The organism is Aquimarina sp. MMG015, from assembly GCF_018100855.1.
GTDB classification, from domain to species: domain Bacteria; phylum Bacteroidota; class Bacteroidia; order Flavobacteriales; family Flavobacteriaceae; genus Aquimarina; species Aquimarina latercula.
This window is the reverse complement of record NZ_JAGJEB010000006.1, coordinates 310,032-325,244: the sequence shown is the minus strand read 5'-3', so window position 1 is coordinate 325,244 and position 15,213 is coordinate 310,032. Positions and strand designations below refer to the sequence as shown.

General features: G+C 31.6%; 15 protein-coding genes. 9 read left to right on the top strand and 6 right to left on the bottom strand.

Annotation, left to right across the window (positions count from 1 at the left end; all coding sequences use genetic code 11):
• From J8L88_RS13785 to J8L88_RS13775, 3 genes are all read left to right on the top strand, one after another.
• Positions 1 to 414 carry a lipocalin family protein gene (locus J8L88_RS13785; protein ID WP_211060991.1) on the top strand — a complete coding sequence of 138 codons (414 nt, stop codon included), beginning with the start codon at positions 1 to 3 and terminating at the stop codon, positions 412 to 414.
• Positions 415 to 711 carry a DUF721 domain-containing protein gene (locus J8L88_RS13780; protein ID WP_027395636.1) on the top strand — a complete coding sequence of 99 codons (297 nt, stop codon included), beginning with the start codon at positions 415 to 417 and terminating at the stop codon, positions 709 to 711.
• 120 nt (positions 712 to 831) lie between these two features.
• A complete protein-coding gene (locus J8L88_RS13775) occupies positions 832 to 987 on the top strand; it encodes a hypothetical protein (RefSeq protein WP_155839791.1) in 156 nt (51 codons plus the stop codon).
• A gap of 78 nt (positions 988 to 1,065) precedes the next feature.
• Here the strand turns inward: J8L88_RS13775 and J8L88_RS13770 are convergent, their stop codons facing one another.
• The 4 genes from J8L88_RS13770 to J8L88_RS13755 form a co-directional block, all read right to left on the bottom strand.
• Positions 1,066 to 1,458 (bottom strand): acyl-CoA thioesterase, encoded by a 393-nt coding sequence (locus tag J8L88_RS13770; RefSeq protein WP_027395635.1) that lies wholly within the window; start codon positions 1,456 to 1,458, stop codon positions 1,066 to 1,068.
• 174 nt (positions 1,459 to 1,632) lie between these two features.
• Positions 1,633 to 3,096, bottom strand: coding sequence for a hypothetical protein (locus J8L88_RS13765; RefSeq protein ID WP_211060990.1), 1,464 nt, complete (start codon positions 3,094 to 3,096; stop codon positions 1,633 to 1,635).
• Between the two features lie 183 nt (positions 3,097 to 3,279).
• Complete coding sequence (locus J8L88_RS13760) at positions 3,280 to 4,713, bottom strand: hypothetical protein (protein WP_211060989.1); 1,434 nt, start codon at positions 4,711 to 4,713, stop codon at positions 3,280 to 3,282.
• Positions 4,714 to 4,930: 217 nt separating this feature from the next.
• Entirely contained in the window at positions 4,931 to 6,373 is a 1,443-nt protein-coding gene (locus tag J8L88_RS13755; protein ID WP_118386755.1) for a hypothetical protein, read from the bottom strand.
• 173 nt (positions 6,374 to 6,546) lie between these two features.
• On the opposite strand from J8L88_RS13755, the gene J8L88_RS13750 reads away from it, so the two are divergent.
• The 3 genes from J8L88_RS13750 (at position 6,547) to J8L88_RS13740 (ending at position 10,644) form a co-directional block, all read left to right on the top strand.
• Entirely contained in the window at positions 6,547 to 7,068 is a 522-nt protein-coding gene (locus J8L88_RS13750; RefSeq protein WP_027395631.1) for an RNA polymerase sigma factor, read from the top strand.
• 107 nt (positions 7,069 to 7,175) lie between these two features.
• The gene (locus J8L88_RS13745; protein ID WP_118386756.1) at positions 7,176 to 8,090 is read left to right on the top strand and encodes a FecR family protein; all 915 of its coding nucleotides are present in this window, start codon (positions 7,176 to 7,178) and stop codon (positions 8,088 to 8,090) included.
• 4 nt (positions 8,091 to 8,094) lie between these two features.
• The gene (locus J8L88_RS13740) at positions 8,095 to 10,644 is read left to right on the top strand and encodes a TonB-dependent receptor domain-containing protein (protein ID WP_211060988.1); all 2,550 of its coding nucleotides are present in this window, start codon (positions 8,095 to 8,097) and stop codon (positions 10,642 to 10,644) included.
• 100 nt (positions 10,645 to 10,744) lie between these two features.
• On the opposite strand, the gene J8L88_RS13735 is transcribed toward J8L88_RS13740, so the two are convergent.
• Both J8L88_RS13735 and J8L88_RS13730 read right to left on the bottom strand, forming a co-directional pair.
• On the bottom strand, positions 10,745 to 11,164 hold the full coding sequence (locus tag J8L88_RS13735; RefSeq protein ID WP_027395629.1) for a nucleoside-diphosphate kinase: 420 nt from the start codon (positions 11,162 to 11,164) through the stop codon (positions 10,745 to 10,747).
• Between the two features lie 171 nt (positions 11,165 to 11,335).
• Positions 11,336 to 12,367, bottom strand: a complete 1,032-nt coding sequence (locus J8L88_RS13730) for an alkaline phosphatase D family protein (RefSeq protein WP_211060987.1) — start codon at positions 12,365 to 12,367, stop codon at positions 11,336 to 11,338.
• A gap of 80 nt (positions 12,368 to 12,447) precedes the next feature.
• Between J8L88_RS13730 and J8L88_RS13725 the strand changes: the two genes are divergently transcribed.
• From J8L88_RS13725 to J8L88_RS13715, 3 genes are read left to right on the top strand one after another with little or no spacing between them, the layout of a single operon-like run.
• Positions 12,448 to 13,464 (top strand): bifunctional oligoribonuclease/PAP phosphatase NrnA, encoded by a 1,017-nt coding sequence (locus J8L88_RS13725; RefSeq protein WP_211060986.1) that lies wholly within the window; start codon positions 12,448 to 12,450, stop codon positions 13,462 to 13,464.
• Positions 13,461 to 14,012: a gliding motility-associated peptidyl-prolyl isomerase GldI gene (gene gldI / locus J8L88_RS13720; protein WP_211060985.1), complete on the top strand. Its 552-nt coding sequence runs from the start codon at positions 13,461 to 13,463 to the stop codon at positions 14,010 to 14,012. The genes J8L88_RS13725 and gldI overlap by 4 nt, the downstream gene beginning before the upstream one ends.
• A 15-nt stretch (positions 14,013 to 14,027) precedes the next feature.
• A complete protein-coding gene (locus J8L88_RS13715; RefSeq protein ID WP_027395625.1) occupies positions 14,028 to 15,176 on the top strand; it encodes a peptidylprolyl isomerase in 1,149 nt (382 codons plus the stop codon).
• Positions 15,177 to 15,213 lie beyond the last annotated feature (37 nt).

Genomic DNA, 15,213 nt, shown 5'->3' with positions numbered 1-15,213 from the left:
ATGCTAAAAAATGGTCTATTCATATTCATCCTTATAATAACTTCTTGTTCCAAACCTAATCCCGAAACGTTTACAAAACATATCTCAGGTTATTGGGAAATAGAAAAGGTAATTACATATGACGGCATCGAAAAACAATATAATTTTAATCAAAGTATTGATTATTTCGAAGTGAAAGATAAAAAAGGGATTCGTAAAAAAGTACAACCTCAATTAGATGGTAATTTTATAACTACGAAAGATAGAGAATTTTTTACATTGGAGATAGAGAATGATAGTCTAAGGATATATTACACGACTCCATTATCAAAATGGAAAGAAACACTTGTCTCTGCAAAAGAAAACCAATTAATTATAAAGAATGAAGCTGGAAATCTATACTTTTACAAACCATATAAAAAGCTTGAATTATAAATGGCAAAAAGGCAAAATGATCACCTAAGTATTAGTGATGTGCTCAAAGAATTCGTAAATGAAAACAAACTCCAGAAAGGGCTGGATAAAGTAGAAGTGCGTGATGTTTGGGAACAAATCATGGGACCTGCCATAAACAAATACACAAGAAATATCAAACTTGATCGTGAAACCTTATATATAGAACTTACCTCTTCTGTTCTTAGAGAAGAATTAAGCTACGGTAAAGAAAAGATTATTACCAATCTAAATGAAGCTTTAGGACGTTCACTCATTAAAAAGATTGTTCTTAGATAGCGAACACTACTTTCGTGCAAATCTTTTGTTAAAATACTACTTTTTCCCTCCTTTTACCTAGTAACATATTCTTCTTTAATGTTATTAATACTTAGTATAAATCATTCAAATCATTTCATTATGTTAAAAGACATGCTAAATTTAGAAGGAATTACATTATTAAAAAAAGATCAGAAAAAAGTGATTAGTGGAGGTATTAATTATGAAAACTGCGATAAACCAGAAACTTGGTTTTATGATATGTCTTCTGAATGTGAAGCTTATTATGGTAATTAATTAAACAACTAAAAAACAGAAGTTATCTAAGAAAGGTAACTTCTGTTTAGTCAAATTACATCCTAATACTAAAAAGTATTAGTTTTGAGCTAGCCTATCTCTTACAAATTCTATTTTGGTCTTACCGTGCGGTGTAGGTTTACCACTCTCGTTAAGATTAACCATCGTAATCTTTTCAACTTTAATGATTGTTTTACGAGTTAACTTATTCCTAACCTCGCAAGTCAATACTAAGGATGAACTTCCAAATTTAACAACATCCATTCCTATCTCTACAATATCACCTTGTACAGCTGAGCTTACAAAATTAATTTCGGACATAAACTTGGTAACAACTTTCTTACTTTCTAACTGAATAACTGCATATAGTGCTGCTTCTTCGTCAATCCATTCCAACAATCTCCCTCCAAATAATGTCTCATTAGGATTTAAATCTCCCGGTTTTACAATCTTCCTAGTGTGGTATCTCATATTCCTTTACTTTATTACAAAATTACTGAAACACCGGGTGTTTTCTATAAATTTAGCACTTACGCGGAAAGAATTATCTAATCCAAAAAATCATCAAAGGATTACTATCAAATTGAAAAAATAGAATATAAAATATTATTACTTATGCACTTTTGAATCTTTAAAAAATGCGATTTACTCGATCACTAACTGTTCACAAAATTCAGTTCCATCTGGACAAGTATCAGTTGTGGTCCTAATACAGATCTCATATGACCCAGGATCGAATTGAAAAAAGAATATATTATCTCCACTTTGTCCACCATCTTGTTCTATAACATCCCCATCTATTTCCCATTGATATGTTATTGTGTCAATATTTCCAAATTCTGCAGTAAAATTATAGCTTGTTGTATTTCCTTCTTGTTCTAAAGTGAAAAATAAATTAGGACAGATTGGTTCTACAGTTATTTCTTTACAATACTCAGTTCCATTAGGACAAGAAGGAGTTTCTGTTCTTATACACACCTCACGTACTCCAGGTGATAAATTAGAAGACAATATATTATCTCCATTAGCTCCTCCATCTTCTTCTATAAGCTGGTCATCTATATACCATTGATAACCTAATTCTTCTATCCCAGAAAAACTTGATGTAAAAGTATACGCTAGTGTTCCTTGTTCTTGTTCAAAATCAAAAAATAATTCTGGACAAACCTCAGCAACATCGATCTGCTTACAAAACTCTATTCCTTCTGGACAATTAGGAGTTTCTGCTTTTATACAAACCTCATAAGTTCCAGATGATCCAAAATCACGCATCAATAAATTATCGCCTTGATTATTTGGGCCATCACTCTCAATAAATTGGCCATCTACAAACCAATCATACGTTCCTACTACTTCTATATCCGGAAAATCAGCAGTAAATTGATATCCCAAATTAAATTGGTCTGTTAACTCGAAGGAAAAACTAAGGTTTGGACATCTACTTTCACAAGATTCTATTAATCTATAGAACCCAAAATACGTCTCTATTTCAGTACTTTCAAAATTTGGCGACACTAATACATTTAATGGAAATTTAAAACTAGGCTGATAAGCTATTCCTTGCTCTTGATAAAAAGTCTGAAATGTATCATCCGTTGTAATTTCAGTTTCTTCTCCAGCATTATTAAATAAAGTTACCGGATAATCAAACGTAAAGCATCCATCAAAAAATTGATCAAAATCATCTCTGATTGTGTCAAACTCACATTCACTTAAAACATTTAATAAAGCTATTTCATTTATAATGGATATAGTGACATCTGTATTCTTAAAAATTATATTAATCGGAAATTCTAATCCAGTAACATTAAAATTAGCACCTTGACTTGAAATGACATCTACTAATCCATCATAACTCTCTACTCTAATAGTAGAATCCGTATTATAACCAAGTGTAATCGGATATACAAACCTAAAGCACTGCTCGTTCTCTGTAGGGAAATTAGCGACACTATCAAAATTATTAAGAACCGTAACCAAAGCGGTACTTGATATTACATTACCGGTGTTTTCTTCAGGAAGAAACGAATCATCATTTACACAACTACTAAAGAATGAAATCATTATTAGCAATGCATATAATCGTATATAAGTATTGAAATTCTTCAAAATAATTTGCATTTATATAAGTAAAACGTCTGAAAATCAGTCTACCCTACCCTTAATTAAAATAAATTATTCGTTTATTTTAGGTTACAATCTAACATATCTTATGCGTATAAACAAAATTCCCTGAAAGAATGACAATGCTTCCAGGGAATCAACCTAATTAATCTAACCTAACTAACTGTACTATTCTATGACTAATGTTTTACAAAATGTTACACCATTTGGACAATCCGGTGTTTCTGTTATAATACAGATCTCATATGTTCCGGTTCCAAATTGATAGTATAGATAATTATCTCTATCATTACTGTTCATTGTTTCAGAATCTACGACATCACCATTGATCAACCATTCGTAGCTAACATTACTCATTCCTTCGAATTCTGCCCAAAAATTATATCCTGGAGTATTGCCTTCTTGTTCAATACTAAAAAATAAATCAGGGCAATCATTTCCTGATCCTTCTATTTCAATTACTTTACAAAATGTTACTCCTTCTGGACATTCTGGAGTTTCTACAGAAAGACACACCTCAAAACTACCTGTACCAAATTGATAATAAAAAGGATCGTTATGACCAGAACTTGCTCCTACATAATCCCCATTAACGGACCATTCTAGTGTTACATCGTCGATACCTTCAAAAGCGTTTGGGTAAAAGTAATATGCTGGATTATCTCCATCTTGTTCTGCTTCAAAGAACAATTCTGGACAAACACTAGTATCACCTTCAATTTCAATAATTTTACAATAAGAAGTTCCTTCTGGACATTCTGGAGTTTCTGTTTTTAAACATACTTCATATCTTCCTGGAGCAAATTGATAATAGAATCTATTGTTATCTCCATTATTTGAATCTTCTACAAACTCTCCATCAATATACCATCCTAACCATTCTACTTGATCAGCTCCTTCAAACTCTACTTGAAAATAATATGCTGGATTATCTCCATCTTGTTCTGCAATAAAAAATAACTCAGGACATTCTTCGTCTATATCTGTCTCTTCTATTTCAATAGTCTTGCAATAAGAAGTTCCATTAGGACAATCTGGAGTTTCTGTTTTAATACATACTTCATAACTACCAGGTTCATTAAATTCCCAAAATAAATAGTTATCATCATTCTGATTATCATTATCCACCACTTCTCCATTGATAAACCACTCATAACGAACATCTTCAATCCCTGGGAAATCTGCAATAAACTTATACTTATTTGGTCTTTCGTACTGTCTTGCTTCAAAAAACAAATCCGGACAAGGATCAGTTTCATCAACATCGACTTCAATTTCTTTACACACTTCTATAGGACAAGTATCGCTTGCTACTTTTACGCAAACAGTATATGTTCCTTCTTCAAACTGATATTCAAAAATCTGATTTGCTATATCGCTTAAGTTACCAGTATCTATTTCTTCACCATCAATAGACCAAGTAAGTCTTACATCTTCGATACCATCAAATTGAGCTGCAAATCGATAAACTGCGCTTCCAGAAACATTGTCTACATTAATAGTAACATCTGGACAATTTTCTAATTCTTCAATCTCTTCACAAGAAATAATTCCTAACAGTAATGCAAAAATCATTACATACCAAATACTAAGTTTTTTCATCATTATAATTTTTAGGGGTTGTCAATAATTAATTGTTTAGAACCTTTTTTATCAGCCCTACAATTATGAAACGCAGCTAAAAAAGAATACCCTACCCCTTCCTTCAAAAAAAATGTTAAAAGTCATTTTTAGAATAAAAAAATGAGGTTGTATATCAATACAACCTCATTCTTTAAAATTATGAACTATGATCTATTAAGAACATTTATTATTCATATTACAATCCTTGAAAATCAACTTCGATACACTCTTGTAGTGCTCCACATTCAGTTGACTCCGCCTTATAGCAAATCTCATACTTTCCTGCTTGACTAAGGTGATTTTTTAATATGATAAAATGTCCTGTTGTAGTTGTAGGATTAATTTGAGTTCCATCAATTTCCCACACTACAGAATTACCCTCTAATCCAAATAGAATAACTCCATTAGCATTTACAAATTCAGCTCCATTTGTTGCTATATATTCCAGCTTAAATACTGAACAATCTACTGGCTGTGGTTCTGGAATTACTACATCTCTACAAAATTCTGTGCCATTAGGACATTCGTTAGTTTCTGCTTTGATACAAACTGTATAAGTTCCAGGATTATACGATGATAAATCAAGTTTATTATCTCTATCCTGACTCTGTAAACTTTCGGTTTCTACCAATACTCCGTCCACAAACCATTCATACACGTCCAATTGGTCTATTCCAGAAAAATTAGCAAACATTAATGTTCCCTCTTCAATGAATGATAAATCTGGACAGTCATCACCACTATTATTATCATCTGTTACCTGAGCTGATACGCAAGCTTCGATTCCTTGAGAGCAATCATTAGAATTAAATTTCACACAAACTTCATAAGAACCTGGATTGTAATCACTAAGATCTAATGTTACAACTCCACCTTGAATCTGTAACTCATCTGATCCAATAAGTTGATTGTTTACATACCATTTAAATAAATCGATATTATCGGTACCATTAATAGTAGCAATAACGATACCTCCTTCTGAGCTAACCGAAAGATCTGGACAAGAATCCTGTCCGTCACCATCTATAGTTATTTCTTCGCAATATTCTGTACTAGTACAAGTAGGACTTTCTGAAATTAAACAGACAGTGTATGTCCCTTCTTCTAAATTAGCAAGTGAGAATTTATTATCTCCTTGGTTATCGGTTCCTTCATTTTCTATGATAGTTTCATTACCCAGAGTTTCCCCTGAAATCTGCCAAGCATAAAATTCTAATGTATCGATACCTTCAAAATCTGCAATTAGATATTCTCCATCTCTGGTAAATTTTAGTTCTGGGCAACCTTCCATGTCTTCTCCAACAACTATTTCTTTACAAAATTCTACTCCATTAGGACAATCTGGAGTCTCTGCCTTTATACAAACAGTATAAGTTCCAGGATTATATTCCGAAATATCTAATATATTATCACGTTGATTTTCTAAACTTTCGGTTTCTACCAATTCATCGTTTACAAACCACTCGTAAACATCCAAACTGTTTATTTCTTCAAAATTTGCAATTAATTTCCCACCATCTCTTTCAAAAGATAATTCAGGACAATCGGTGGTTGAATCACCATCATCAGTTTCTTCACAAGAAGTAAATGTTAGCACAAGCCCTAGCATAAGTAGGCTAAGAATTTTAAGATTTTTCATTTTAATTTTTTAATTAAAGATTAAGTAAAACTCAATTGAGATATTCTGTGTGTTATAACACTAGTAAAACGCTAATCAATCATCCTACCCCACCCCAGCTTTTATTTTTTTTATGATTTATTTTTTTTGGTATCAGAAAAAAATCTAGTTTTGGCACTAAATAAATCCCCCAAATGTCTGATAGTAAAAACACTACTTGTGACGAACAAGTCTTTAATGAATTTTTCAAAAGTCATGCTAAACTTTTGAGGAATTATCTATACTATAAGTTTGGAGATCTTGATCAAGCAGAAGATATCGTACAAGATTCTTTTATTAAACTATGGAATAATTGTGCAAAGGTTTCTTTAGACAAAGCAAAAAGTTACGTCTATACGATTGCTACTAATTTGGGAATTAGTAATGCTAGACATCAACAGGTAAAGTTTAAACATCAAAATTATATTACAAAAAGAAAAAGTGATGTGACTAATGAATCTCCAGAATTTGTTATGCTCGAAAAAGAATATATGGAGAAATTAAAAAATGCTATAGCTGATTTACCTGACAGGCAACGAGAAGTTTTTTTACTTAGTAGAATCGATAAAAAAACATATAGAGAAATTGCTGAATTATCTAATGTATCAGTAAAGGCAATTGAAAAATTAATGCATAAGGCATTGGTAACACTAAGAAAAAAAATTGGAAATATTTGATTTATAATTGTTTTCTGGTAGTAAACCACTAGATCGTTTTGAAAAAAAATAAATATAGGGGTAGGGTTATTAGATAATAAAACGTTTCTATTATATACAGACAAGTTATGTTGGACGATAAAAAAGATGATATATTCTTATCCAGATGGATTAATGGAGAGCTTTCTCCAGAGGAACTTCGTGAGTTTCAATCTCATCCGGAATATGATCATTACGCTAAGATTATGGCTGGTGCAGACACTCTGGAATTAATACCGTATGATTTAGATACCGCATTAAATAATATTAAATCTAACAAACAAACTTCTTTAAAGCAGCATAAGAAACCGGTTATTAAACTATGGCCAGCTATGGCTGTTGCAGCCTCAATTGCTATACTATTTGGTTTTTTCTTTTTTAAATCAAGCAACTCTTTTACCACTTCATATGGAGAACAATTAGCTGTTACATTACCAGATGGTTCGGAAATGATATTGAATGCGAAATCAGAAGCTACTTTTAACAAAAATGATTGGGAAAACAATAGAATAATATCCTTAGAAGGAGAAGCGTATTTTAAAGTAAAAAAAGGAAGCAAATTTACGGTTACTACCACAAATGGAGATGTTACCGTACTTGGTACAGAATTTAACGTACAATCGCTATCTTCTTATTTCGAAGCGGTATGCTATGAAGGTAAAGTTAATGTTACTCGAGGAGATGAAAACACTATACTTACAGCGGGGAAAGGTTATAGAAAAATTGCTAAAATCGCTTCTGAGAACTGGGTGTTAGAAGCTTTAGAACCTTCTTGGATTAGTAATACCAGTTCATTTAAAAGTGTACCATTAAAATATGTATTTATAGAATTGGAAGATCAGTATAATATCTCTATCGATACGAATGGAATTGACACCAAAACAATCTATACAGGAACTTTTCCTAATAATGATATAGAAGTTGCTCTTAAAACAGTTTTTAGTACCTTAGGTTTACAATACAAATTATTGCAAGACCAAAAAACAGTGGTATTAGATAAATAAGAGAATGACAAGATTTTTATGTGTTTGCATACTTTTCTGGGGAATGTCTGTTTTTTCGCAAGAAGAAACAACTATTATCAATGCAAAAAATGAAGCGCTATCCCAAATAATCCCTTCTATCGAAAAACAATTTAAAATCAAATTTTCTTATATAGATGCTACGATTATAAATAAACCAATTTCTTTACAGACAAGTGTAAAAACTACTTTAGAAGAAGTAATTGATTTACTGCAAAAACAAACGCAGCTAAAATTTGAAATTACTGGAAAAAATTTCATCACCATTAGAAAATATTCTAAAACAGATACTATTTCAATTTGTGGTTATATTTATAATGAAAGTAATGAACCTTTAGAGAGAATAAGAGTATTCTTTAAAGGGTCTAGAACAAATACTACTACTAATGATCAAGGTTATTTTGAAAACCAAGAAGTACCCTTTAATACTCCTATTCTAATAAGTGCACCAGGATTTAGACAAAAAGTTTTAAACTCATCCGAATTTACCAATACCAAATGTACCAATATATACTTAATTAATGCTATTGAAACCCTTGATGAAGTTGTTATACAAGAGTATCTTACCAAGGGAATTACTCAAAATAAGCGTGTAGTTAATATAAATCTAGAAGATATAGAAATACTTCCTGGTCTTACGGAGCCAGATATTTTACAAAGTATTCAATTAACTCCTGGTGTCAACAGCCCTTTCGAAACAGCATCAGGGTTATATGTTAGAGGTAGTGCTCCTAATCAAAACTTAGTACTCTGGAATGGTATTAAAACATATCATCAAGGACATCTTTTTGGCATGATATCAGCTTTTAACCCCTATGTGGTAAAAGAAGTAGATTTTTCTAAAAGTGGAGTAAGCGCTCAATATGGAGATCGGATTTCTGGAATAATCGATATCAAGACTGAAGATAAAATTGCTAATCGGTTTTCTGGAGGAGCCGGTTTTAATTTGATTAATTCAGACGCAGTTATTCATACTCCAATTATCAAAGACAAGGTCTCATTACAAATATCTGGTAGAAGATCATACACCGATATTCTAGAAACTTTTACATATAAACAGTTTGCTGATCGAGTTTTTCAAAATACTACAATTGCAGAAACTATCGAACTTAATGATGCAAAAAATGATTTTTTCTATGAAGACTATAATGCCAACCTAATCGCGAAAATTTCTGATTTTGATAAAATAGAAGCCAATGCGCTTTACAGTAAAAATGATCTTGATTTTAAACGAAGTGATAACCTAATGTCTTTTAATGATAATTTAATTACGGAGAATGAAGGATATAACCTTAGCTGGAAACATCAATCGAATAATGGCTTTAACCTTAAAACCAGTGGATATTATACGAGGTATCTATTAAATTATCAATTTATTACAGGTGAGTCTGGAAACATTATAGAAACAGAAAGTAAGAAGAACAGTGTAAAAGACTTAGGAGCTGCTATTGATGTAACATATTCTTTATCTCAATATCATACAATTTTAGGCGGGTATCAATTCTCTAATAACACTATTAAATATGCATTTGTTACAACAACACCAACATATGAATTGATTCTGGATCAAGACAATCGCCTTCTTAATACACACTCCATATACGGTGAGTATAAATATGAAATACCAAAAAACTTATACCTTTCTATGGGCGTAAGATTTAATAATTATGCAGAACTGAATCAATCATTTATAGAACCTAGAATCTTTATACAAAAAAACCTCTCTAAATCTTGGGAAATTAATGCTACAGGAGAATACAGAAGTCAAGCTGTTAGCCAAATAAGAGAATCCGTGGTAAGTGATCTATCTCTAGAGAATCAGGTTTGGACCTTATCCAACAAAGAGCAATTTCCTGTAATAACCAGCTACCAATTTACTTTGGGAAGTAGCTTTAAAAAACACAAATGGTATTTTGACATAGATACTTATTACAAGCAGATAGATGATATAACTTCCCTAACCGCAGGATTTATAAACCCAATTGATAACACCTATCACACCGGTGAAAGTAGAGTTTATGGAGTTGATCTTTTCCTAAAGAAACGATTTAACAATTATAAAACCTGGGTGAGTTACTCCTACATTAACACTAAAAACAAATTTGAAGACATTAATAACAATCAATCTTTTCCTGGTAATTGGAACATAGAACATACTGTTAAATGGTCTCACTTTTATAAAGTTAATAACTTTCAATTCTCATTAGGCTGGTTATGGCATACTGGTAAAGCGTTTACTAATGTAGATGGCGTAGATGAAAATGGAAATTTGGTAGTACTGGATTTTGGAGAAATCAATGGAAATAACTTGCCAATATACCATCGTCTTGATTTTTCTGCAATATATGATTTTAAAATTGGAGCTAATCCTAATACTAAATATCGATTAGGACTTTCTGTATTGAATCTATATGATAGAGAAAACCTTCTAAATCGAGAATTTAGAACAACCAACTCTTTAGACAATCGATTTATAAACTCTGATATTGTAGCATTGGGCATTACTCCTAATATTAGTTTTAGGATTTTTTGGTAACCTCTTATTCCTGAAAAAAGAATATAAATAAGTTTATTTTACAAAAAAAGAGGTGCTGAATTCAACACCTCTTTTTTAAACATTATATAATGTAATTTTCTTAGAATTGCTCTCTTCCTGAAAAATGGAAAGCTCCTTCTATAGCAGCATTATCATCACTATCACTTCCGTGTACAGCATTTTCGCTAATAGAAGTAGCAAATTTCTTACGGATAGTTCCTTCAGCAGCTTCTTCTGGATTCGTAGCTCCAATTAAAGTTCTAAAATCTTCAACAGCATTCTCTTTTTCAAGAATTGCTGCTACTATTGGACCACTAGTCATATATTCTACTAACTCTCCATAAAAAGGACGCTCACTATGCACCGCATAAAAAGCTTTAGCATCATCAGTAGTTAACTGTGTTAATTTCATTGCTACAATTCTAAAACCTGAAGCAGTTATCTGTTCAAGGATTGCACCGATGTATCCTTTTCTTACCGCATCCGGCTTAAGCATTGTAAAAGTTCTATTTGTTGCCATTTTTAAAGTTTGGTTTTTATCCTATCTCCTAGTTAAGGAAATTGATTTTTAATTATCTTTTTGACTATTAATGTCAAATGCAAAATTTTGTGCAAAAGTATATATAAAAGCATCAAAAACAATAAAAATCCTAAGAAAGTACTGTCTTTTATAAAATCGAATTTAATTATTCTATTTTTTTAAATACTCTTGCTTTATTTCTTGTAGTAAGGCGTTACTAGTTCCTCGCATTTGCATGGTTACTAATTTCCTGTCAAAATCAAATTTTAAGATACCAAAACTTGGAATAGCAATCACTTTTCCAGTTCTATATTGATTAGGTTCTCCACTATATTTAGAATATGCATGCGTTAACCCGCTAGAAGTAAAATCAATTAAAGGGTAAGGAATAGTAGATATATTCTTTTTTGAAAATTCTGAAATATGACGATCACCACTTAAGATCACACAATTCTTAGCCTCTGTTTTTGATATTAATTCTTCTAATTTTAATACTTCATTCGGAAAATTAGCCCAACTTTCCCATCCGTGTTCTCCGGATAAAAACTGAATACTACTAACAAGGACATTAAAATCTGCTTGACTAGATTTTAATTCTTTCTCTAACCATATCCATTGCTTTTTACCCAGTATTGTTCTCTTCAGGTTATCATTAGGTACATAACGTTTTTTTCCTGTAATATCTTTACGAAGTGAATCTCTAAAATATCGAGTATCTAATATCATCACCTTAATGCTACCTTTAGAAGTTTCAAAAAAATGAGATGTATATATTCCTTCCTGCTGTCTTCTTTGATCATCTTTATCAACGCCCATAAAATCAAGAAATAATTGTTGACTTTCTTTTTTCTTATGCCATTCTGCACCTACATCATTTTTGCCATAATCGTGATCATCCCAGGTGGCCATTACGGGAACTTTACTTTTTAATTTTTGATATCCCAAATTATTATTCTGAATTTTATAATCATCAGCAATTTTAGACATATCATCAGAATCACCATAAATATTATCTCCTCCCCAAATAAAAACATCGGGTCCGTTCTTTAGAATTTCTTCCCAAAATGGTTGAGGACTATTTTGTTTATTGCAACTTCCAAAAGCTATTGTAAAATCAGTATTTCCTTTTTGAGAAATTTCTTGAGCAGACACAAAATTTAAGATACATAGTATAAAAAAGAAAATAGATACTGGGGTTTTCATTTTTCGAAACAATTAGATATTGGTAAAAGTAATCATTCCAGTATTACCATATTATTAATTAATAGTATCTTCGCTGACCTATGAATACAAGTGAGTTTAAAGAAATAAAAGTGCTTTTAAGCACTCAAAAAAACATTGTAATTATTCCTCATAAAAATCCGGATGGTGATGCTATAGGATCTACTCTAGCCCTACATCATTATTTATCAAGTTTAGGACATACATCTACAGTTATAACGCCTAATGATTATCCAAGTTTTCTAAAATGGATTCCAGGTGAATCTTCTATCATTAAATATGATAGTGATACCGAATTAGCAGTTAAAAAAATTAGAGAAGCAGATATAATTTTCACATTAGATTTTAATCATTTTTCCAGAACTGGAAATATGGAAAGCGTGTTAGAGCATACAAACACCACTTTCATTATGATTGATCATCATCAACAACCTGATAATTATGCTACCTATACCTATAGTGATGTCGGCATGAGTTCAACTTGTCAGATGATTTATCATTTTATTGAAAATCTAGATGATTTGGATAAAATCACAGCAGATATAGCTACTTGTATATATGTTGGTATTATGACAGATACAGGTTCGTTTAGATTTCGATCCACGACAAATATTACGCATAAAGTGATCGCTGACCTAATTGAACGTGGAGCTAACAACACTGCTATTCACGAAAATATTTATGACAACAACACCTATTCTAGATTACAATTACAAGGTGTAGCACTTAAGAATTTAAAAGTACTTCCAGAATACAAAACTGCTTACATCACATTGTCTCAAAAAGAATTGGATGATCATAATTTCAAAAAAGGTGATACCGAAGGATTTGTTAATATGGGATTATCTGTAGAAGGAATTGTTTTTGCACTCATTTTTATAGAAAACAAAGGCGAAAATATTATAAAAATATCACTACGCTCTAAAGGTGAATTTTCGGTGAATGAATTTTCTAGAAATCACTTCGAAGGAGGAGGACATCATAATGCTGCTGGAGGAAAAAGTAATCTTTCTCTAGGCGAAACTGTTGAAAAATTTATTAGTATCTTACCGTCTTATAAAAATGCCCTGAATTCATGAGATATTTTCTCCTATTAATAAGTTTCCTAACGCTATTTTTCTCTTGTAAAGCTCCAGAAGCAAGAAAACCTGTAAGTATTTCGTCAGGATCATTTATTAATGAATCTATTAATCGAAATAAAGAACTTAGCGCACGAGAAGAGGCTAGGATACAAAAAATAATACAGCAAGATTCTTCTAATAATTACATCACTTCTGAAGGGGGGTTTTGGTATTATTATGAAAAAAAAGACACTTTAACTTCTGGTACTGCCAAATTTGGTGATATTGTTAATTTCAATTATGACATCAAAGATCTTAACGGAGATACTATATATAGTGAAAAAGAGTTAGACACTGTAAACTACGCTATTGACCAAGAAGATCTATTTTTTGGTTTGAGAGAAGGATTAAAAATAATGAAAGAAGGAGAAATAGTAACATTTCTATTCCCTTCTTATCAAGCATACGGATATTATGGAGACAATCATAAGATTGGAACAAATATTCCGTTAATATCTAGAGTAAAACTCAATAAAATCACAAAACAATCAACAAAAGAAAATTAAATCTTAACTAAAAAAATGAAAAAATTAAGTCTTTTATTTTTAGCACTTATCACCCTTACATTTACTAATTGCGAGGAAAAGTACCCAGAACTTGGAGATGGAATCTATGCAGAAATCATTACCAATAAAGGAACTGCTATAGCTGAATTACATTACAAAGAAACTCCAATGACAGTGGCAAATTTTGTTTCTCTAGCAGAAGGAACGAACACTATGGTAGATAGTTTATATAAAGGAAAGAAGTATTACAACGGAATTATTTTCCATAGAGTTATCAAAGATTTTATGATCCAAACTGGTGATCCTCTAGGAACAGGAACAGGTGACCCTGGTTACAAATTTCCGGATGAAATCGTAGACTCATTAACGCATAAGTCTAAAGGTATTTTATCTATGGCTAACTCTGGTCCAGCTACCAACGGAAGTCAATTCTTTATTACATTAAAAGAAACTCCTTGGTTAAACGGTAAACATACTGTTTTTGGAGAAATCGTTTCTGGTCAGGATATCGTGGATAGTATTGGTGTCACTGAAACTAAACCTGGAGACAAACCTGTATCTGAAATAAGAATGGAACAAGTTAATATCATTCGTAAAGGAAAAGATGCTAAAGCATTTGATTCTAAAGCGGCTTTTGAAGATAAACTAAAAGCGCTAGAAGAAGAGAAATTAGAGAAAGAACGTATTGAAAAGGAAAGACAAGCTGAGATAGCTAAAAAGTTTCCTGCTATTGCTGCAGAATTCGCTGAATTAAGAAAAAAGGCGACTAAGTTAGAAAGTGGGTTAGAGATTCTATTTTTAGAACAAGGAAATGGAGAACAACCTAAGCAAAGTGATATGGTACAAGTAAACTATCAAGGATCCTTTACTGATGGAAAAATGTTTGACACAAACCTTGTAGAAAAAGCAAGAGAAATGGGACTTTTTGATCAGCGTCGTGCTGACCATCCAAAAGGATATGTTCCTTTAGAAATTCCTTATTCTCCAGAAGCTAAAATGATTCCTGGTTTTAAAGAAGGAGTTCAACAAATGAAAGTAGGAGATAAAGCGATTATCTTTGTCCCTCCTCATTTAGGGTATGGAGAAAGAGGTAGAGCTCCAATTCCACCAAATACAGAAATGGTTTTCGAACTAGAATTAGTTGGGATCTTAGGAAAACAATAAACCTATCTATTAATAATATAAAAAAGGCATCTCAAGT